General features: G+C 64.0%; 15 protein-coding genes. 11 read left to right on the top strand and 4 right to left on the bottom strand.

Going from position 1 to position 19,501, the window contains the following annotated elements; all coding sequences use genetic code 11:
* The first annotated feature begins 6 nt into the window (after positions 1–6).
* Positions 7–1,230: an alkaline phosphatase family protein gene (locus H3U90_RS00320; protein ID WP_198176572.1), complete on the top strand. Its 1,224-nt coding sequence runs from the start codon at positions 7–9 to the stop codon at positions 1,228–1,230.
* 14 nt (positions 1,231–1,244) lie between these two features.
* Here H3U90_RS00320 and sepH read toward each other — a convergent pair whose 3' ends face one another.
* Positions 1,245–2,303: a septation protein SepH gene (gene sepH, locus H3U90_RS00315; RefSeq protein ID WP_198176571.1), complete on the bottom strand. Its 1,059-nt coding sequence runs from the start codon at positions 2,301–2,303 to the stop codon at positions 1,245–1,247.
* A gap of 167 nt (positions 2,304–2,470) precedes the next feature.
* Here sepH and H3U90_RS00310 point away from each other — a divergent pair, with 167 nt between their 5' ends.
* From H3U90_RS00310 to H3U90_RS00300, 3 genes are all read left to right on the top strand, one after another.
* Positions 2,471–2,764: a DUF4193 domain-containing protein gene (locus tag H3U90_RS00310; RefSeq protein WP_154313601.1), complete on the top strand. Its 294-nt coding sequence runs from the start codon at positions 2,471–2,473 to the stop codon at positions 2,762–2,764.
* Positions 2,764–3,228, top strand: coding sequence for a dUTP diphosphatase (gene dut, locus H3U90_RS00305; protein WP_154313602.1), 465 nt, complete (start codon positions 2,764–2,766; stop codon positions 3,226–3,228). Before H3U90_RS00310 ends, dut begins: the two co-directional genes overlap by 1 nt.
* 83 nt (positions 3,229–3,311) lie before the next feature.
* On the top strand, positions 3,312–5,672 hold the full coding sequence (locus H3U90_RS00300) for a RelA/SpoT family protein (protein WP_232340549.1): 2,361 nt from the start codon (positions 3,312–3,314) through the stop codon (positions 5,670–5,672).
* Positions 5,673–5,851: 179 nt separating this feature from the next.
* On the opposite strand, the gene H3U90_RS00295 is transcribed toward H3U90_RS00300, so the two are convergent.
* Positions 5,852–7,375, bottom strand: a complete 1,524-nt coding sequence (locus tag H3U90_RS00295) for a DUF349 domain-containing protein (RefSeq protein ID WP_198176570.1) — start codon at positions 7,373–7,375, stop codon at positions 5,852–5,854.
* An 84-nt stretch (positions 7,376–7,459) separates the two neighbouring features.
* Between H3U90_RS00295 and hisS the strand changes: the two genes are divergently transcribed.
* The 7 genes from hisS (at position 7,460) to H3U90_RS00260 (ending at position 17,087) form a co-directional block, all read left to right on the top strand.
* Entirely contained in the window at positions 7,460–8,845 is a 1,386-nt protein-coding gene (gene hisS, locus H3U90_RS00290; protein WP_198176569.1) for a histidine--tRNA ligase, read from the top strand.
* Between the two features lie 39 nt (positions 8,846–8,884).
* Positions 8,885–10,687 carry an aspartate--tRNA ligase gene (aspS, locus tag H3U90_RS00285; RefSeq protein ID WP_198177549.1) on the top strand — a complete coding sequence of 601 codons (1,803 nt, stop codon included), beginning with the start codon at positions 8,885–8,887 and terminating at the stop codon, positions 10,685–10,687.
* 183 nt (positions 10,688–10,870) lie between these two features.
* Positions 10,871–11,686: an amino acid ABC transporter ATP-binding protein gene (locus tag H3U90_RS00280; protein ID WP_269748679.1), complete on the top strand. Its 816-nt coding sequence runs from the start codon at positions 10,871–10,873 to the stop codon at positions 11,684–11,686.
* 43 nt (positions 11,687–11,729) lie between these two features.
* Positions 11,730–12,560 (top strand): glutamate ABC transporter substrate-binding protein, encoded by an 831-nt coding sequence (locus tag H3U90_RS00275; protein ID WP_198177547.1) that lies wholly within the window; start codon positions 11,730–11,732, stop codon positions 12,558–12,560.
* A gap of 1 nt (position 12,561) precedes the next feature.
* On the top strand, positions 12,562–13,239 hold the full coding sequence (locus H3U90_RS00270) for an amino acid ABC transporter permease (RefSeq protein WP_024627819.1): 678 nt from the start codon (positions 12,562–12,564) through the stop codon (positions 13,237–13,239).
* 6 nt (positions 13,240–13,245) lie between these two features.
* Positions 13,246–14,409, top strand: a complete 1,164-nt coding sequence (locus tag H3U90_RS00265) for an amino acid ABC transporter permease (RefSeq protein WP_198176568.1) — start codon at positions 13,246–13,248, stop codon at positions 14,407–14,409.
* Positions 14,410–14,483: 74 nt separating this feature from the next.
* A complete protein-coding gene (locus H3U90_RS00260; RefSeq protein ID WP_232340550.1) occupies positions 14,484–17,087 on the top strand; it encodes a DEAD/DEAH box helicase in 2,604 nt (867 codons plus the stop codon).
* A gap of 10 nt (positions 17,088–17,097) precedes the next feature.
* On the opposite strand, the gene H3U90_RS00255 is transcribed toward H3U90_RS00260, so the two are convergent.
* Together H3U90_RS00255 and H3U90_RS00250 are read right to left on the bottom strand one after the other, a co-directional pair.
* On the bottom strand, positions 17,098–17,823 hold the full coding sequence (locus H3U90_RS00255; RefSeq protein ID WP_045936082.1) for an amino acid ABC transporter ATP-binding protein: 726 nt from the start codon (positions 17,821–17,823) through the stop codon (positions 17,098–17,100).
* An 86-nt stretch (positions 17,824–17,909) separates the two neighbouring features.
* Positions 17,910–19,424 (bottom strand): amino acid ABC transporter substrate-binding protein/permease, encoded by a 1,515-nt coding sequence (locus tag H3U90_RS00250; protein WP_198176567.1) that lies wholly within the window; start codon positions 19,422–19,424, stop codon positions 17,910–17,912.
* Between the last annotated feature and the right edge of the window lie 77 nt (positions 19,425–19,501).

Genomic DNA, 19,501 nt, shown 5'->3' with positions numbered 1-19,501 from the left:
GAAGGCATGGGTCTGGATACACCTGACATGAAGGAACTGCTGCAGCCAAGTCCGCCTATCCGATACGGGGACCGGGCGGGGGACAGGCAAGTCGGCGGGGCCAGGCATCTGTCCGCCGTCCTGCCCGCCCTGAGCGCCTGTCTGGGAATGCCCGTGTCCACTGACGTCCATCCGTCTGCCAAGACCCTCCAGGAGGCCCTGGGACTGCCGGAAGCCCAGTCGGTGGTTGTCGTCCTGGTGGACGGCCTGGGATTCTGGAACCTGGTCAGCCGCCAGGGCCATGTTCCCTACCTGCGCTCGCTGCTGTCCGAACCCATCAACCAGCGTCCCCTCTACACCAGCCTGCCCTCGACGACCGTGGCGGCCATGGGGGTCTTCGGCACCGGAACCAGCCCTGGACTGACCGGCATGACCGGCTACACCCAGCTGAATCCGGACACCGGCCAGCTGGGCCAGATGATCCAGTTCAGGGGGGCTCAGGATCCCGAGCGTCTGCAGCGCCGCCCCACGGTCTTCGAGACCCTCCAGGCGCAGGGTGTCCGGGTGACCTCGTCGGGTATGCCGCGTTTTCGTAACTCCGCCCTGACCCGCGCGGCTCTGCGCGGCGGGGAGTACCTGGCCCACAACCACTCCCGTCAGCGTCTCCTGGCCGCCTGCGAGGCTGCCCGCAAGCCGGGGCTGACCTACCTCTATATCCGCGATGTGGACAAGGTGGGCCACCACAGCGGTTGGGAGGGCGAGGAGTGGGTGGCCGTCCTCGAAGCGACCGATGCACAGCTGGCCGAGCTTCATCGCCGCCTGCCCGCCGGGACGCTGACGGTGATCGTGGCCGATCACGGCATGGTCGAGGCTGATCCGGACCAGCGCATCGACATCGCCCAGGACCCGGAGCTGAACCGGGATGTGCGACTGGTGGGCGGTGAGCCCAGGGCGGTCATGCTCTATCTGGACCAGGGGGCGGATCCCCAGGTGGTGGCTGCACGCTGGCACCAGCGTCTGGGGGAGCGGGCCTGGGTGCTGACCCGGGATCAGGCCATCCAAGGGGGCATCTTCGGCCCTGTGGACACCCGGGTTCGACCCATGATCGGCGACCTTCTGGTTCTGGCCGGCGACCGGGTCACCCTGGTGAATTCTGCAGATCAGACTGATGCCGCGACCAGACTACCTGGTGTGCATGGCTCATGGACCCGTCTGGAGACGCAGATCCCCTGTCTGATCGATCTGGTCTGACTACTTGCCTCTGACTACTTGCCGAAGAGGATCTCGTCCCAGCTGGGTACGGCCGACCGCCCGGAGTGCTTTTTGGCCCGCTTGCCGCGGCGGCCCTCCCTGGTCTCGTCCTCCTGCTCATCCTGACCGGCATCATCGCCTTGTTCCGGCTCCTGGCTCTGCCCATGGTTCTGTATGGGCAGGACCATGGTGGATTCATTGTCTCGGATGGGAGGATGCTCGGCCGTGTCGGGGTCCTCGGTCAGTTCCGCACTGGGGTGGCTGGGCTTTCGCTCGGCTGTCCGCTCCTGGCCTTCCTTGGGCTTGCCATAGAGCCAGGCTGTGAGTGCCGCTTGGCGCTCGCCGTCCTCCTGGTCGTCCGAGCTACGGTCCTCTTCCTCGATTCGGGCAAGGGCATCCTCCTGGTTTGGAGGTCGCCTGTCGGTCTGGTCGTCGATCTCTTCGGCGGGACCCTGGTCCCAGCCGGGACGCCCCTGGCCATGGTCGTCTTCGGAATCGTCCAGCAGCATCCTGGCCGCCCCGTTCATGCAGGTCACGGTGTTGTCATGCATGTTCCAGGCCCAGCGGGCGTTGAAGATCCGCTTGTCCAGCGTAAACACGCCGTTGATGTTCCAGGGTTCGTACCCTCGTCTGGTGGCCTGCCAGGAAACCTGTGACAGGCTGACCCCGGCACGGGCCAGCACCTTGCCGATCAGTTCCTGGTAGTTTCGCCCGCCCGATCCCTTGGGGGCCGGCATGGTCAGGAACTGCTCGATGGCGTACTTCTTTTCGGTCTCCACCGGGGCCGCGAAACGCCGTACCAGCGCTTCGTTGACAGCGTATTGCTGAGCCACCTGCTCTGGGCGGGCGCCTGCGCGCACAGCAGCCTGAATGGCTGAGACAGGCAGTGGCTTGGACTTGCCGGTCTGGGGGTCCACGTCCTCTTCCTCCTTGACCTGCTTGGCCTCAAGAATGGCGCGATCAAGCGCATCGTCGACCCTTACGGCGAAGTGCCGGTGGTCACAGACGAAGACCAGATCGCCCCTGTCGTCGACATGGTCAAAGCTGGCCACCCTGGTCCCATTCTCAGACATGCACGCCCCTATCCTCTTACGGTTCCTTTACACGGCCTTAGGTATTTCCATTGTGCCCTACGGTTGGTATTTTACGTGCTTTTGAAATCGTGTATCCTATGCGCAGTACATATCGTGTGAAATGACCGGCATACGAGGTGGCTGGTCGAACAAGGAAAGGGTACACGATGGCACAGGATTACGATACCCCGCGCGACAAGGACGAAGACGAGGAATCCCTGCAGGAGCTTGGCAAAAACGGCCAGGATGCCGGGGCTGACCTTGACGACGACGAGAACGCCATCGCCGAGGACTACGAGCTGCCTGGCGCCGACCTGAGCAATGAGGACTCTTCGGTGACCGTCATCCCCATGCAGGGCGATGAATTCATCTGCTCCAACTGCTTCCTGGTCAAGCACCGGAGCCAGCTGGCCTACACCACCCCCGACGGCAAGCCCGTCTGCAAGGAGTGCGCCGCCTGATGGCCTATGACGAGTCCTACAACGAGCCTGAAACGGTCGAGGTCCTGTTCCAGTCCCTGGATGGGGCCGAGGTGCCGGAATACGCCATGCCCGGCGATGCGGGGGCCGATCTGCGAGCCAGTGTGGCTGTGGATCTGGCCCCCTTCCAGCGGGCCTTGGTGCCCACGGGAGTGGCACTGGCCCTGCCCAACGGCTACGTCGGCCTGGTTCATCCACGCTCTGGGCTGGCGGTCAAAATGGGGGTGACCGTGCTCAACGCGCCCGGGACCATCGATGCCGGCTACCGGGGCGAAATCAAGGTGCCGCTGATCAACCTGGATCCGCATGAGTCGGTCCACTTCGAGCCTGGGGAGCGCATCGCCCAGCTGGTCATCCAGCGCTACGTGCAGGCCCGTTTCGTGCCCGCCGAACGCCTGCCCGGCTCGGTGCGTTCGGATGGCGGATTCGGCTCGACCGGCCGCTGAGGCACCCTTCGGACACGGGCGGCCTGAATGGGCCAGGCGCAAGTGTAGGATTGGTGCATTATATCAGGACATTGGAGGCTTGAATGGTCACTCAGGAGGGCAGCGTCTGTAGCAATGATGTCGGCGATCAGGCCCCTTCCGGCCTGTCCTCCAGAGCCTTGGGCTGCGAGGTCAGCGACGACCCGCTCAACCCCCTGATGCCCATCTGGGAGATTTGCTCCGCTCATCATCCCGATGAAGATCTGTCCATGCTTCAGCGCGCCTATGACCGGGCCGTGGTTCAGCATGCCGACCAGAGGCGCAAGTCCGGCGAGCCCTACATCATCCACCCACTGGCTGTGGCCCAGATTCTGGCAGACCTGGGCATGGGGCCCACAGTGGTTTCGGCCGGTCTGTTGCACGACACCGTGGAGGACACCGACTACACCCTGGAGCAGTGCAGGGACGAGTTCGGCGACACGGTGGCCGGTCTGGTGGACGGGGTCACCAAAATATCGAAGATGGACTACGGCGATTCGGCCCAGGCCGAGACCATCCGCAAGATGATCGTGGCCATGAGCCGGGATGTGCGCGTTCTGGTGGTCAAGCTGGCCGACCGGGTCCACAACGCACGCACCTGGCGCTACGTCAAGGCTTCATCGGCCCAGCGCAAGGCCCGCGAGACCCTGGATGTCTATGCGCCCCTTGCCAACCGGCTGGGTATGAACGCCATCAAGACCGAGCTGGAGGAGCTCAGCTTCAAGACCCTCTATCCCAAGATCTACAACGAGATCGTGGTCCTGGTCTCCCGCAGGGCCGGCCAGCGCGAGGTCTACCTGAAGCAGATCCTGGACGAGATTCACGAGGATCTGGACGCCCAGGGCATCAAGGCCCAGGTGACGGGTCGGCCCAAGGACTACTTCAGCATCTACCAGAAGATGATTGTGCGCGGGCACGATTTCGCCAACATCTACGACCTGGTCGGCGTGCGCATCATCGTGGACACCATCCGCGACTGCTATGCGGCCCTGGGCGCCGTCCATGCCCGCTGGAGCCCGGTGCCGGGGCGGTTCAAGGACTACATAGCCATGCCCAAGACCAACCGCTACCAGTCCCTGCACACCACGGTGGTGGGTCCGGGCGGCAAGCCGGTCGAGATTCAGATCCGCACCTGGCAGATGCACCGTCGCGCCGAGTTCGGCATCGCCGCCCACTGGAAGTACAAGGAGAATGGTTCCGCCGGCCGCGAGCTCTCCCAGCCTGACAAGTCCGATGTCAAGCGTGAGCGCCAGGAGGGGGAGCTGAGCCAGGAGGACAACCTGACCTGGATCCAGCAGCTGGCCGACTGGACCAGCGAGACCCCGGACTCCAATGAATTCCTGGGCTCCTTGAAGGACGATCTGGGCTCGGCCGAGGTCTACGTGTTCACGCCCAAGGGCAAGATCATCTCCCTGCCCGCCGATTCCACGCCGGTGGACTTCGCCTATGCCGTCCACACCGAGGTCGGCCACAGAACCATGGGTGCGCGTGTCAACGGCCGTCTGGTCCCCCTGGATACCAAGCTGCGCAACGGGGACACGGTTGAGATTCTGACCAGCAAGTCGGACACCGATGGGCCCTCGCGCGACTGGCTCAGCTTCGCAAAGAGCCCCCGCGCCCGCAGCAAGATCCGTCAGTGGTTCAGCAAGGAGCGCCGTTCGGAGACCATCGAGGAGGGCAAGGACGAGCTGATCCGCGCCATGCGCAAGCGGAACCTGCCCGTGGCCACCCTGCTGACTCCCGAAGCCATGGTGGGGGCCGCCGACGAGCTCAACTATCCCAATGAGAATGCCGTCTACGCCGCCATCGGCGACGGACAGGTCTCCACCCAGAACGTGATCTCCCGGCTGGTCCATGACGCAGGCCGGTCAGCCCTTGAGGACGAGGTGGAGCAGGAGGCCATTCCCCTGCAACGGGTCGCCAAGTCCAGCCGGCCGGAGACCTCCCAGGGGATCTCGGTCAAGGGTGTGGACGATGTCTGGGTCAAGCTGGCACGCTGCTGCACCCCAGTGCCGGGAGACCCCATCACCGGATTCATCACACGCAATCAGGGTGTCTCGGTCCACCGGTCCGACTGCCAGAACCTCTTGGACCTGCGCAAGAAGCAGCCCGAACGGATCATCGAGGTCTCCTGGACGGGCAAGCAGGGCACCTTCATGGTCCAGATTCAGGTGGAGGCCCTGGACCGGCCCCATCTGCTCTCGGACATCACCCAGGTGCTGTCCGACCATGGCGTCAATATCCTGTCGGGCAGCCAGTCCACAGGCCGGGACCGGGTGGCGGTCAGCCAGTTCGTCTTTGAGATGGGCGACCCCCAGCATCTGAACACCCTCCTGTCGGCTGTCAGGAAGATTGACGGGGTCTTCGATGCCTACCGGCTGACCGGAGCCAAGGGTTCGGCCAGCCCCCATATGCGGGCCATCTGACCTTTCCCCTGCAGCCAACCACAGCTATGTCCTGCTTTCCTCTACACTCTTGCGAGAGCATCCTTCATACCTCGGAAATTTGTCTGGCCAAAGTCTCAAAGATGGTTATCAACGGAGGTTACAGAAGGACCCCCGGTGGTCAATGACCAGGCCGGGGGTCCTAGCGTAAACGGCTGCGGTCAGCGCACGGCGTTCATCCACTGCTCCTTGGTGGCCTTCTCGGCCTCCAGTTCCTGCTTCTTGGCCGGATCCGGTTCGGCGGCGATACGACGATCCAGGTCCTCAAGCTGGGCGGCCAGCTGCTGCTCGAAGCTGGAGACTCGGGCATCGGCCTCTGGGTCGGACTGGTTCCAAGCCGCATCCTCCACGGCCTTGATCTGCCGGTCGACGGCATCCATCCTGCCCTCGATCCGGCGCACGTCGTCACGGGGGACGAAGCCGATGGCGTCCCATTCCTCCTGGATCCTGGCCAGTTCCTGCCGGGCCTGCTTGGCTGCCTTGGTGTCCTTGACGGGTAGCAGGGCCTCGGCCTTGGCCACCAGGGCCTCCTTCTTGGTCAGGTTCTCGCGCTCGTTGACCGAGGTCTTGTCACGGTCGGCCTGACGGGCGTTGAAGAAGACATCCGCGGCCTGACGGAACCGGGCCCAGAGGGCATCGTCATCCTGACGGCCCGCCCGTCCGGCCTGCTTCCAACGGTCCATGAGCTCGTTGAACTGGCGGGAGGTGGGTCCCCAGTCGGTGGAGTCCTTGATCTGGTCGGCCTCAGCGATGATCTCCTCCTTGATCCGCTTGGTCTCGGACCGCTGGGCGTCACGCTGCTGGGCCCACTTGCGGCGGGCCTGGTTGAAGGTGGTGCGGGCGGAGGAGAAGCGCTTCCAGAGCGCGTCCGCGTCGGCCTTGTCGATGCGGATGGTGGTGCGCTGGTGGTGCTGCCACTGCTCGAAAAGTGAACCGAACTTGTCCGCTGTGGAACGCCAGTTGGTGGAGTCGCCCAGGGAGGCGGCCAGTCCCTCGGCCTTCTCCACGATAGCGGTCCGCTCCTTGATGGCCTTGGCCATGGCGTCCTTGCGGGCCTGCGCCAGCTCGGCCTTACGGGCCTGGCCCTGTTCGGCCAGCTGGTCCAGCTGCGTGCGCAGGGCGCCCAAGTCGCCGACGGCCTCGGGCTGGCTGGTCTCATCCTTGAGCGAGGCTATGGACTCGTCGATTTCGTGGGCCTTGATCTTGGGGCTGCGCAGCCGGGATGCGAAGAGGTTGAGCTTCTCCTTGAGGTCCAGGTATCGGCGGGCGTAGAGGTTCAGGGCCTCCTTGGCATCGGCGTTGGGGAACTGACCCACCTGGCGCTCCTGGTCGCCCTCGCGGACGAAGACGTTGCCCTGCTCGTCCACCCGGCCGAAGGATTCAGCCTTGTCGATCTCCTCCTGGCTGTAAGTGGGGGCGGCTGGAGCAGCCTTGACGTGTGGGGCCTTGTGGGCCAGAGCAGCAGGGGAGGGAACCGCCTTGGGCTTGGGTGCAGCAGGCGCTTCGGCAGTTGCAGGCTTTGGCTCAGCCGGTACCGGTGCGTTCTGGGTCGCCGCATCCTCAGCAGAAGCGGTCCGTCCGGCTTCGGGCGCCGTCGCAGCGGCGACCTGGCCCTCCGCGTCCGCGGTGTGCTCCTCCTGCGGTGTCGAGGTGTTCTCGGGTGTGATGGCGGTGTTGTCGGCCATGGCCAGCTCCTTAGGCTTGTGTGTTGGAGAGATCGCAAAATATGGCAATACCATTTTCCTTGACCTCCTATAGTATAGGTTCTTATGGCAAAAGGCACATCTCTATCCGGTTTCCCTGAATGGCTTCCTTCACAAAGAGTGGTGGAGCAGCGCATCATCGACACGCTTCGCAAGGTCTTTGAATTGAATGGCTACATCGGCATTGAGACAAGGGCCGTGGAAGAGGGCTCCAGCCTGCTCAAGAAGGGGGAGACCAGCAAGGAGATCTACCTGCTCTCCCGACTGCAGGACCTGGGTCAGGAGAAGGATGTACCGGTGGAGCGCAGGCTGGGCCTGCATTTTGATCTGACCGTGCCGCTGAGCCGCTATGTGGTGGAGCACAGCAACGACTTGACCTTCCCCTTCAAGCGCTGGCAGATTCAGAAAGTCTGGCGAGGGGAGCGCCCCCAGGAGGGACGGTTCAGGGAGTTCGTCCAGGCCGATATTGATGTGATCGGCAACGGGGAGCTGCCCGACCACTACGAGGTCGAGGTGCCCCTGGTCATGCTGAGCGCCCTGGAGGAGCTGCGGGCCTTCGGCCTGCCCAAGCCCACCGTGCACGCCAACAACCGCAAGCTCTCCGAGGGATTTTACCGGGGTCTGGGCCTGGAGGACATCGAAGGCGTCCTGCGCGAGATCGACAAGCTTGACAAGATCGGCCCTGACGAGGTGGCCAACCTGCTGGTCAGTGAGTGCGGCGCCAACCAGGACCAGGCCAGGGCCTGCCTGGATCTGGCCGAGCTGACCGCCGACGATGGCAAGCAGCTGCGCCGGCGGTTCGATGCCCTGGTAGACAAGGTCGGCATCGACAAGCAGTCTCCTTCTTATTCTCTGGCCATTGAGGGGCTGGAGACGCTGGCTATGATCATCGACGAGGCAGCCCGCATCCGGCCGGGCTCGGTCATCGCCGATCTGAAGATCGCCCGTGGTCTGGACTACTACACCGGCTCGGTCTACGAGACCTTCCTGGAGGGGGCGCAGTCCCTGGGTTCCATCTGCTCCGGCGGTCGTTACGACAACCTGGCCAGCCAGGGCAACCGCACCTACCCGGGTGTGGGGCTGTCCATCGGGCTTTCACGGCTGCTCTCCTACCTGCTGGCCCAGGGGGTCCAGGCCTCCCGTGTCTCCCCGGCTGCGGTCATGGTTGCTGTCTGGGACGAGGAGGATCGCACCGCCAGCAACCACATCGCCCAGGACCTGAGAGCCAGGGGGATCGCTGCCGATGTGGCTCCCACCGCAGCCAAGATCGGCAAGCAGATCCGCTATGCCGACCACCTGGGCATCCCCTATGTCTGGTTCCCGGTCAAGGAGGGCCAGCAGGAGGGCGACCAGGTCAAGAACATCATTACCGGCGAACAGGTTCCGGCTGACCTGGTGTCGTGGACGCCGGATAGCCTGTATGCCCGGCAGAGTGTGGAATACCAGGCCTGACGCAGGGGCAGGCCGAGCATTATGGAGGTACAGGAAAGCATGGGCCAGTCGGCTTATAGAACGAGCTACGCCACGGATGTCACGCAGGATATGGTCGGTCGCCAGGTGACCGTGGCCGGATGGGTGGATCGGCGCCGTGATCACGGAGGCGTGGCCTTCATCGATCTGCGTGACCGCTCCGGCCTGGTGCAGATTGTCATCTACGACGAGGAAGAGGCCCGCCCCCTGCGCAGCGAGTACGTGATCCAGGTCACCGGCAAGGTTCGCGAACGTCCCGAGGGCAATGACAACGAGCATCTGTCCACCGGGCACATCGAGATCGTGGCCGACAAGATTGAAGTGCTGGCCAAGTCGGCAGCCCTGCCCTTCCAGGTGTCCACTGCCCTGGAGAACGAAGCCGAGAACAAGCTGCCCGGTGAGGATGTGCGGCTGCGCTACCGTTATCTGGACCTGCGCCGCCCCTCCATGCAGCACAACATTCGTCTGAGGGCCGCCATGAATCGGGCCGCCCGTGCCGCCCTGGACAAGATGGACTTCTGCGAGATCGAGACACCGACGCTGATCAAGTCCACCCCCGAGGGTGCCCGCGACTTCCTGGTGCCGGCCCGCCTGGTGCCCGGGTCCTGGTACGCCCTGCCTCAGTCCCCCCAGCTGCTCAAGCAGCTGCTGATGGTGGGCGGCTTCGAGCGTTACTACCAGATCGCCCGCTGCTACCGCGACGAGGACTTCCGTGCCGACAGGCAGCCCGAGTTCACCCAGCTGGACATCGAGATGAGCTTCGCCTCCCAGGAGGATGTCATGGCCATGGCCGAGCAGGTCATCGCCGAGGTCTGGAAGGCTGCGGGATTCGAGGTCAGCCTGCCCATCCCCAGGATCAGCTGGCAGGAGGCCATGGACAAGTACGGCTCCGACAAGCCCGACCTGCGCTTCGGCAACCCAATCGTCGAGCTGACCGAGTACTTCAAGGACACCCCCTTCCGGGTCTTCCAGGCCCCCTACGTGGGTGCCGTGGTCTACCAGGGCGCGGCCAACCTGCCCCGCCGGCAGTTCGATGCCTGGCAGGAGTGGGCCCGCCAGCGGGGTGCCAAGGGTCTGGCATACGTCCAGTTCACCGGCGACGGCACCCTCAAGGGACCCGTGGCCAAGAACCTGTCCGATGCCGAGCGCCAGGGCCTCAAGGAGGCCGTGGGTGCCTCGGACGGGGATGCCGTCTTCTTCGCAGCCGGACCCCGCGAGGCCTCGCAGACCCTGCTGGGTGCGGCCCGTGTGGAGATAGCCCGCCGCCAGGGGCTGCTCAAACCCGACGAATTCGCCCTGACCTGGGTGGTGGACTTCCCCCTCTTCAAGCCCACCGACGACCCGGATGACGACGATGTGGCCGTGGGCCATTCCAAGTGGACCTCCATGCACCACCCCTTCACCATGCCCTCGGCCGACTGGATCGACCGCTTCGACAAGGATCCCGAGCACGCCATGAGCGACTCCTACGACATCGTCTGCAACGGCGAGGAGATGGGCGGCGGCTCGGTGCGTATCCACCGTGACGACATCCAGGACAGGATCTTCAAGGTGCTGGGCATCGGCCCCGAGGAGGCACAGGAGAAGTTCGGCTTCCTGCTGGATGCCTTCAAGTACGGCGCTCCGCCCCACGCGGGCATCGCCTTCGGCTGGGACAGGACCGCACAGATTCTGACGGGGGCGGACTCCATCCGAGATGTCATCGCCTTCCCCAAGTCCGGCGGCGGCCAGGATCCCATGACCGGAGCTCCGGCTCCCATCTCCGACCAGCAACGCGCCGAGACCGGTGTGGATTGGGAGCCGGATCAGGAGGTTGCCGACTGAGCGCATTCCGTCACGGATAGACGAGACTACAAGGGCTGGAATCCTGCGGGGTTCCGGCCTTTATTGTTTATGACCTCTAATGTGCTGCGGACCGGCCGGCCGGAGGGTTGGCCCTTGCATCTGCTTTCCAGGAGAACCGTTTCTATGGCCGTTCCGCAACAAAGGATGAGTAAACTGCCCAATATGAGCGAAACAACCAAACATCCGTCGGAGCGGATTCTGCCGGAGAAACCGGCCTCGGATCGCCCCGTCAAGGACAAGTCCGGGCCGCTGGTCGAACTGGCCCACGTCGAGAAGCATTTTGGCAGCCTGCATGTCCTCAAGGACATCAACCTGCAGGTCGACACCGGTGAGGTGCTGGTGGTGGTCGGACCCTCCGGCTCGGGCAAGTCCACCATGTGCCGGACCATCAATCGTTTGGAGTCCATCGACTCGGGTGTCATTAGGATCGAGGGGGAGCCCCTGCCCCAGGAGGGACGCGACCTGGCTCGGCTCAGGGCCGAGGTGGGCATGGTCTTCCAGTCCTTCAACCTGTTCGCCAACAAGACCATCCTGGAGAACATGACCCTGGCGCCCATCAAGGTGCGCCACATGCCCAAGAAGGATGCCGAGGACCTGGCCATGGACCTCCTGGCCCGGGTGGGCGTGGAATCCCAGGCCTCCAAGATGCCCTCCCAGCTCTCAGGCGGCCAGCAGCAGCGTGTGGCCATAGCCCGCGCCCTGGCCATGCAGCCCAAGGTCATGCTCTTCGATGAGCCCACCTCGGCGTTGGATCCGGAGATGGTCAACGAGGTGCTGGATGTCATGATCGAGCTGGCCCAGGAGGGCATGACCATGATCTGCGTGACACACGAGATGGGCTTTGCCCGTCAGGCCGCCGATCATATCGTCTTCATGGCCGATGGGCGCATCCTGGAGAAGGACAACCCCGACGACTTCTTCGACCACCCCCAGACCCAGCGGGCCGCCGACTTCCTGTCCAAGATTCTGACACACTGAAGCAGGAGGGAAGCATATCCGCATGAATGCAAGCATGCATGGCATGGGCCGGCCGCTGAAACGGCTGGTCAGGAATCTGACCGCAATCCTGTGCGCTCTGGGTTGCCTGGTCTCCCTGGCGGCCTGCGGCTCCGACAAGGAGGCAGGCAAGATCCGGGTGGGCATCAAGTTCGACCAGCCCGGCCTGGGCTTCAAGAAGGCCGGGACCTATGTGGGCTTCGACGTGGACGTGGCCACATACATCGCCGGCAAGCTGGGCTACAGCGCCGACGACATCGTCTGGAAGGAGGCTCCCTCCAAACAGCGTGAGGCCATGCTCCAGAACGGCGACGTGGACATGATCCTGGCCTCATACTCAATAACTGACGAGCGCAAGCGGGCAGTCTCCTTCGCCGGACCCTACATCGTGGCCGGCCAGGACCTGCTGGTGCGCAAGGAGGACCATCATATCCGAGGCCCCGAGGACCTCAACGGCAAGCGGCTGTGCTCGGTGACCGGATCAACCTCGGCCGTCACCGTCAAGAAACGGTTCGCCAAGGAGGTCCAGCTGATGGAGCAGCCGGGCTACGCCGAATGCGCCACCGCCCTTTTCTCCGGCATCGTCGATGCGGTCACCACTGACGACATCATCCTGGCAGGTCTGGCCTCCGCCTCCCGTGGAAGGTTGCGGCTGGTGGGCAAGCCCTTCACCCAGGAGTATTACGGCGTGGGCATCAAGAAGGGCAATACCGAGCTGGCCCACAAGATCAACGCGGCCCTGGCCGACATGGAGGCCAACGGCTCCTGGCAGCGGGCACTGGAGAACAACACCCGGGGCACCCACTACAAACCCGACCCGCGCTACAACCCGCCCAAGCCCGTGGAAGGGGAGTGAGATGTCAACCATCATCGAACTGTTTTCCGACTACGACATCCCGGCGGCCTTCTGGGTCAACATCCAGCTGACCCTCTGGTCGGCCCTCTTCTCGCTGATCCTGGGAATCATCCTGGTCATCATGCGCATCTCGCCCATCTCCTCCCTGCGGGCCGTCGGTCGAGGGTACGTGGAGTTCTTCCAGAACATGCCTTTGACCATCATCATGGTCTTCATGGTCCTGGGTGCCTTCGCCCAGCTCAAGATCAGCTTCTCGCCGGAATTCTCCGTCAACTTCTTCTGGCTGGCGGTGACGGGCCTGTCCCTGTATACGGCGGCCTTCGTCTGCGAGTCCCTGCGCTCGGGCATCAACACGGTGCCTCTGGGCCAGGCCGAGGCGGCCCGTGCCCTGGGGCTGAGCTTCTTCCAGTCGGCCTCACAGATCATTCTGCCCCAGGCCTTCCGCGGTTCGGTGGCGCCCCTGGGCAACACCTTCATCGCACTGTTGAAGAACTCAACCGTTGCCGCAGCGGCCTCCGTGGCCTCCGAGAGCTCCTCCCTGATGAGTGAGATGATTGAGTTCCACGCCAACGCCATCGTGGCCATCTTCCTGATTTTCGCCTTGGGATACGTGATTCTGGTTCTGCCCATCGGGGCTTTGACCACGTACCTGTCCAACAAGCTGGCAGTGAGGAGGTGAGCGGCCATGGCACAGGACAATGAGAGCTCGCTGCTCTTCGATCAGCCCGGTCCCAAGGGCCGGCGCACCATACGAATCGCCAACTGGATAGCCGCCATCATCTTCGCCGTAGTGGTCATCCTGGTGCTGATGCGGCTGCACAACCCCCCGGACGGGGAGAACCAGTTGAGCTGGGAGCTCTGGCGCCCGGCCCTGGACTATGAAGCCTGGTCGGACTTCTACCTGCCCGGGCTCTGGCTGACCATCAAAGCCTCGGTTGTTGCAGTGATCGGCTCGGTCGTCTTCGGGTTCATCTTCGGCATCGGCCGTCTGTTGCCCAACGGACTGGTAAGGGCGGTCTCAGGCATCATAGTGGAGTTCTGCCGGGCCGTTCCGGTGTTGATGATGATGATCTTCTTCTGGCGCTGGTTCGCCTTTGCCGGAGTCAGCCAGGCCTCCTACTGGGCCGTCGTGCTGGGGCTGATCCTCTACAACGGCTCCGTGGTGGCCGAGCTGATCCGTTCGGGCGTGGGCAACCTGCCCAACGGTCAACGCGAGGCCTCCCTGGCCCTGGGGCTGACCAGGACCCAGTCGCTGATGCAGATCGAGGTTCCGCAGGCCGTCTACGCCATGCTGCCCGCGGCTGTGACCCAGCTGGTCGTGGTCCTCAAGGACACGGCCCTGGGTTCCATCATCATGTACACGGATCTGCTGCAGGAATCCCGTCGTCTGGGTTCCATGTACTTCAACATCCTGCAGACCCTGGTGGTGGCCTCGGTGGTCTACTTCTTCGTCTGCTTCCTGCTCTCCCACTTCGCCCGCTGGCTGCCCAAGAAGATGCAGGAGCGCACCGCCGCCCCCGCCGACTTCGTGGAGCCTGCCGCGCCCGTGGCCATCATGGATCCCTCCAATGTCAACCAGATAGCCGTGGCCAAGGAGGTGGACGAGGACCGGTACGGCGGCGCGCCGCTGAAGTACCACGCCCACCACCGTGGATCTAACGCCTCCATCCAGCACTGGAGGAAGACCCGCTACATCCAGGGCTATGACCGTACCCAGCCCGACACGCTGGTCGATCCGCACAAGGCGAGCCTGGAGATTCCGGACTTCCTCAAGCCTGGACGTGGCGGCCGCTCCGGTGGCGATCAGAAGGACGAGGGCAAGAAGCAAGAGGGCAAAGACCAGGACTGACCGGTCCTCAGCTCCCATGATTCCAAGCCGGTCTCCGGCCGGACTTGTGTGCCTGGCCGGATAGACTGGTGGACATGGTCCAAGAACATGCTGATTCCTCAACCGCCTCAACCGACCAACCAGTCTCCTTGGGCGACTTGGTCCCCGAGGCGGGAGGCCCCCGCAACCTGACCGAGGATCAGATCTACGACCGCTTCTTCTCCTGGGTGGCTTCCCGGGGCATCACCCCCTGGCCGCACCAGGAGGAGGCCGTCCTCTCCCTGGTTTCTGGCGACCATGTGATCCTGTCGACCCCGACCGGCTCGGGAAAGTCCATGGTGGCCCTGGCCATGCATTTCATCGCCCTGTGCACAGGGCGGCGCTCCTATTACACGGCTCCCATCAAGGCCCTGGTCTCCGAGAAGTTCTTCGACCTGGTTTCGGTTCTGGGTCGCGACCGTGTTGGCATGATCACCGGCGACACCCATATCAACACGGATGCCCCGGTCATCTGCTGCACTGCCGAGATCCTGGCCAACCAGGCGCTCAGGGAGGGCAGGCAAGCCGACATCGGCTGCGTGGCCATGGATGAGTTCCACTATTACGGGGACCCGGACCGAGGCTGGGCCTGGCAGGTGCCCCTGCTGACCCTGCCCGATGTGCAGTTCCTGCTCATGTCGGCCACCCTGGGCGACGTGGATCAGATCGCCGTGGACCTGGAGCGCAAAACCGGGGTGGGTGTGGACATCGTCGCCGATGCCCCACGACCGGTGCCTCTGGACTACCGTTATGTGGACACCCCATTGCCCAACACTGTGGAGTCCTTGCTGGCCGATGGGGATTCGCCGGTCTACATTGTTCACTTCTCCCAGGATGCCGCCCTGGAGACGGCCCAGGCCCTGTCCAGCACGGGGGTCTCCGACCGGGGCCAGCGCGACCGGATCAAGGAGGCCATGGCCGGCACCCGCTTCACCACGGCCTTCGGTAGGATTCTGCAACGGCTGTTGCGCACCGGGGTCGGGGTCCACCATGCGGGCATGCTGCCCCGGTATCGGCGTCTGGTGGAGCAGCTGGCCCAGGATGGCCTTCTGCCGGTCATCTGTGGCACGGACACCCTGGGGGTCGGCATCAATGTGCCCATCCACACGGTCCTGCTGACCGGGCTGACCAAGTTCGACGGCTACAGGATGCGTCGCCTGCGGGCCCGGGAATTCCACCAGATCGCAGGCAGGGCCGGACGCATGGGCTTCGATACCAGCGGGCTGGTCGTGGCCGAGGCCCCCGAATACGAGATTGAGAACGCCAGGGCCGTGGCCAAGGCCGGCAACGACCCCAAGAAGCTCAAGCGGATCAAACGCAAGAAGCCACAGGAGGGGTTCGTCACCTGGGGCAAGGGGACCTTCGACAAACTGATCGAGGCCCGTCCCGAGACCCTGACGCCGCACCTGAAGATCTCCCACGCCATGGTGCTCAACGAGGTCGACCAGGGCGGGGATGCCAGGAGACGGGTCGAGGACCTGATCGAGGACTCCCGTCAGACCCCGCAGCAGAAGGAGCATCTGCAGGACCGGGCCGACGAGATCTTCCAGACCCTGACCGACACCGGGGTCATCGAGACCGAACGGAACCCCGACGGCGGCCTGGACTACTTCACGACCGTGGACCTGCCCGAGGACTTCGCCCTGGACCAGCCCCTCTCGCCCTTCCTGCTGGCCGCCCTGGAGCTGCTGGATCCCGAGGACCCTGACTACGACATGAATCTGCTCTCCATGGTCGAGGCCACCCTGGAGGATCCCCGGCAGATTCTCAAGGCCCAGCAGCGGCAGGCCCGTGACGCGGCCATCCAGCAGATGAAGGAGGATGGCCTGGAGTACGAGGAACGGATGGAGCGTCTGCAGGAGGTGACCTGGCCCAAGCCCCTGGAGGAGCTGCTGGGGGAGGCCTTCGACCGCTACCGTCGGGATGTTCCCTGGGCCAACGACTATGAGATCCACCCCAAGTCCGTTCTGCGGGACATGATCGAGACGGCCTCGGACTTCAACGGCTACATCGCCCGCTACGGAATATCCCGGTCGGAGGGGACCCTGCTGCGCTATCTGTCCGATGCCTATCGGGCGCTCAGCAGGACGGTTCCCGAAGAGTTCATGGATGAGCGGCTGGAGGACATCCTGGCCTGGCTGGGACTTATTGTGCGCTCGGTGGATTCCAGCCTGGTGGATGAGTGGGAGGCCGCGGGCAGGGCTGAAAATGGCGAAGTCGCAAGCGGCCTGGATGCCGCTCCGCCCAAGGTGGAGAACCAGGTGGTGGCGGACCGGCGTGGGTTGACCCTGCTGGTGCGCAACGCCATGTTCCAGCGGGTGGAGCTGGTTGCCGCCGACCGGCCGGAGGTCCTGGCCGACCTGGATGCGGACTGGGGCTACGGCCTGCGGGCCTGGAGCGACGCACTGGACGACCTCTACGAGGCTCATGAGCAGATTCTGACCGATGCCCAGGCCAGGTCCTCGGACTTCTTCAGCCTGGATGACCGTGACGAGCGCCAGGGGCACACCTGGCGGGTCCAACAGATCTTCGACGACGTCGAAGGGGAGCGCGACTGGGGCATCGCAGGCATCGTGGATCTGGATGCCACCCAGGAGAGCGGCCAGGTGGTCTTCAGGGAATACCGGGTGGGTCCCATCGAGGAACTGATGGACCTCTAGCCCCGAGGCGTTACAGGACCTTGGAGAGGAAGGACTGCAGCCGAGGGCTCTGCGGGTGGCCGAAGATCTGTTCGGGCGTGCCCTCCTCCTCGATGATCCCGGCATCGGTGAAGATCACCCTGGAGGAGACTTCCCGGGCGAAGGCCATCTCGTGGGTGACCAGAATCATGGTCATGCCGCCCTCAGCCAGGGAGCGGATGACTTCAAGCACGTCGCCCACCATCTCCGGATCCAGGGCCGAGGTGGCCTCGTCGAAGAGCATGATGTCCGGGTGCATGGCCAGGGCGCGGGCGATGGCCACACGCTGCTGCTGCCCGCCTGACAGATCCGTGGGCCGCGCGTCCGCCTTCTCCTGAAGCCCTACGGTCTCCAGCAGGTCCAGAGCCTGCTGACGGGCATCCTCCTTGGGCGTCTTGTGCAGCATATGAGGGGCCAGCATGATGTTGTCGGCCACACTCATGTTGGGGAAGAGGTTGAAGTGCTGGAAGACCATGCCCACGTGCTCGCGCAGCTTGTCGATGTTGGTCTTTGGATCGGAAATGTCGATCCCGTAGACGCTGATGGTGCCCGAGGTCGGCATCTCCAGGGCGTTGATGCAGCGCAGCAGGGTGGACTTGCCCGCGCCGGAGGGGCCGATGATGGAGATGACCTCGCCCGGCTTGACCTCCATGTCGATCCCCTTGAGGACCTCGGTGTCGCCGTAGCGCTTGTGCAGGTCGCGGATGGATACGGCCATCTGGGACTCTCCCTGGTTGCGGCGACTTTGGTTCTGGCGGATGCGACGGGTCAGTCGTCCGGTGTCCATGTCCGGGTCCTCGAAGTTCATCGATGCAGCCTCCTATCGAGCATATTGGCCATCCAGGTCAGGGCGCTGATGGCGACGAAGTAGATGACGCCCACCATGAACAGGGTTTCGGTCACGCGGAAGTTGGCCGCGTAGATCTGCTGTGCCTGGTAGAGCAGTTCGCCGAAGCCGATGGCCAGCAGCAGGGAGGAATCCTTGAGCATGATGACCAGCTGGTTGATGATGGAGGGCGTGGCGAACCTTACGGCCTGGGGCAGGATGACCCGGCGCAAGGCCATGCGTCGTGTCAGTCCCAGGCTGCGGGCCCCCTCCATCTGACCGACGTCCACCGAGTCGATGGCCCCGCGCACGATCTCCACCAGGTAGGCTCCGGAGTTGAGGGACAGTGTCAGCGCGCCGGCCAGCCAGATGCTGATGCGGTGGCCGATCAGCTGAGGGACACCCAGGTAGAAGAAGAAGGCCCAGACCAGGACGGGTGTTCCCCTGAAGACCGCCACGTAGATGCGGGCAATCCAGGACAGGATCCGGTTGGGGCTGATTCGCCACAGTCCCAGGATGATGCCAATGGCCAAGGCGATGACGAAAGATATGGCTGTGATGGCCAGGGTGTTGCGCAGGCCCAGCATCAGGGAGGGGAAGGCCTGGCGGACCAGTTCGAAGAATCCTGGCCGGGAGGCGGGGGCACTCTTGCTGGACTGGCCGCTGCCCACATAGGAATCGACCAGCTTCTTATAGCTGCCGTCGGCCTTCATCTTGGCCAGGCCCTCGTTGAAGGCGGCCACGAACTCCTTGTTCTCGCCCTTGCGGACGGCCGCCCCGTAGGAGGCGCCAGGCTCCTTCTTGGTCACGGTCTTCAATCCGTTGCCCTGGGCGATCCCGTAAGCCAGGACCGGGTAGTCGTCGATGACCGCCTGGGCATTGCCGGACTTGACCATCTCATACATGGTGGAGGACTGGTCCACCGCCTTGACCGTGAAGCCGTATTGGGCCGCACGCTGCTTGGCGAAAGCCTCGCCCTCGCTGCCCGTCTTGACGGCCACCACCGTGCCTTGCAGATCCTTGTAGCTGTGGATCTGGTCGTTGTCCTTGGCGATGGCCATCTGCACGCCGGAGTCGAAATAGGGGTCGGTGAAGTCGTAGACCTGCTTGCGCTGGTCGGTGATAGTCATGCCGGCTATGACCACATCGGCCTGCTGGGAGTTCAAGGCCTGGAGGGCGGCGTTGAAGCCCAAGGACTGGATCTGCACCGAGAACCCCTCGATGTCGGCGATCTTGCGGATCAGATCCATATCGATGCCGACCAGCTTGCCGGAGGAGTCCCTGAATTCAAAGGGGGCGAAGGTGGTGTCGGTGGCGACACGGAAGGTGCGTCCTTGGACCGCTTGGGCGGCGGGAGAGTCCTCGGCTGCCTGCGCCGGCGTGGCCAGGGGGGCGACGATCAGGGCTGAGAGCCCCAGGACCAGGACGAGCAGGCCGATGGCCCACCTGCCTGGACCTGATGTCCATCCCTGGCGAACATGCTTGGCGATCACTGGCGATTCTCCTTATTGTTCCGACTGTGGCGGTCCCGGTTTTTTTAGGCGGCAGGCCTTGCTGCCGTCCATGGGCC

The sequence above is a fragment of the Bifidobacterium sp. W8103 genome (assembly GCF_016100775.1).
Lineage (GTDB): Bacteria > Actinomycetota > Actinomycetes > Actinomycetales > Bifidobacteriaceae > Bombiscardovia > Bombiscardovia choladohabitans.
Note: the sequence above shows the minus strand (reverse complement) of the source record. Positions and strands in the feature narration are given on the sequence as shown.

Excerpts from the sequence above, each read along its gene's own strand:
- H3U90_RS00320 (WP_198176572.1), top strand. The coding sequence starts at position 7 with ATGGGTCTGGATACACCTGACATGAAGGAACTGCTGCAGCCAAGTCCG.
- H3U90_RS00265 (WP_198176568.1), top strand. The coding sequence starts at position 13,246 with ATGGCACAGGACAATGAGAGCTCGCTGCTCTTCGATCAGCCCGGTCCC.
- H3U90_RS00310 (WP_154313601.1), top strand. The coding sequence starts at position 2,471 with ATGGCACAGGATTACGATACCCCGCGCGACAAGGACGAAGACGAGGAA.
- H3U90_RS00275 (WP_198177547.1), top strand. The coding sequence starts at position 11,730 with ATGGGCCGGCCGCTGAAACGGCTGGTCAGGAATCTGACCGCAATCCTG.
- H3U90_RS00260 (WP_232340550.1), top strand. The coding sequence starts at position 14,484 with ATGGTCCAAGAACATGCTGATTCCTCAACCGCCTCAACCGACCAACCA.
- sepH (WP_198176571.1), bottom strand. The coding sequence starts at position 2,303 with ATGTCTGAGAATGGGACCAGGGTGGCCAGCTTTGACCATGTCGACGAC.
- aspS (WP_198177549.1), top strand. The coding sequence starts at position 8,885 with ATGGGCCAGTCGGCTTATAGAACGAGCTACGCCACGGATGTCACGCAG.
- H3U90_RS00300 (WP_232340549.1), top strand. The coding sequence starts at position 3,312 with ATGGTCACTCAGGAGGGCAGCGTCTGTAGCAATGATGTCGGCGATCAG.
- H3U90_RS00255 (WP_045936082.1), bottom strand. The coding sequence starts at position 17,823 with ATGGCCGTATCCATCCGCGACCTGCACAAGCGCTACGGCGACACCGAG.
- hisS (WP_198176569.1), top strand. The coding sequence starts at position 7,460 with ATGGCAAAAGGCACATCTCTATCCGGTTTCCCTGAATGGCTTCCTTCA.
- H3U90_RS00295 (WP_198176570.1), bottom strand. The coding sequence starts at position 7,375 with ATGGCCGACAACACCGCCATCACACCCGAGAACACCTCGACACCGCAG.
- dut (WP_154313602.1), top strand. The coding sequence starts at position 2,764 with ATGGCCTATGACGAGTCCTACAACGAGCCTGAAACGGTCGAGGTCCTG.
- H3U90_RS00270 (WP_024627819.1), top strand. The coding sequence starts at position 12,562 with ATGTCAACCATCATCGAACTGTTTTCCGACTACGACATCCCGGCGGCC.
- H3U90_RS00280 (WP_269748679.1), top strand. The coding sequence starts at position 10,871 with ATGAGCGAAACAACCAAACATCCGTCGGAGCGGATTCTGCCGGAGAAA.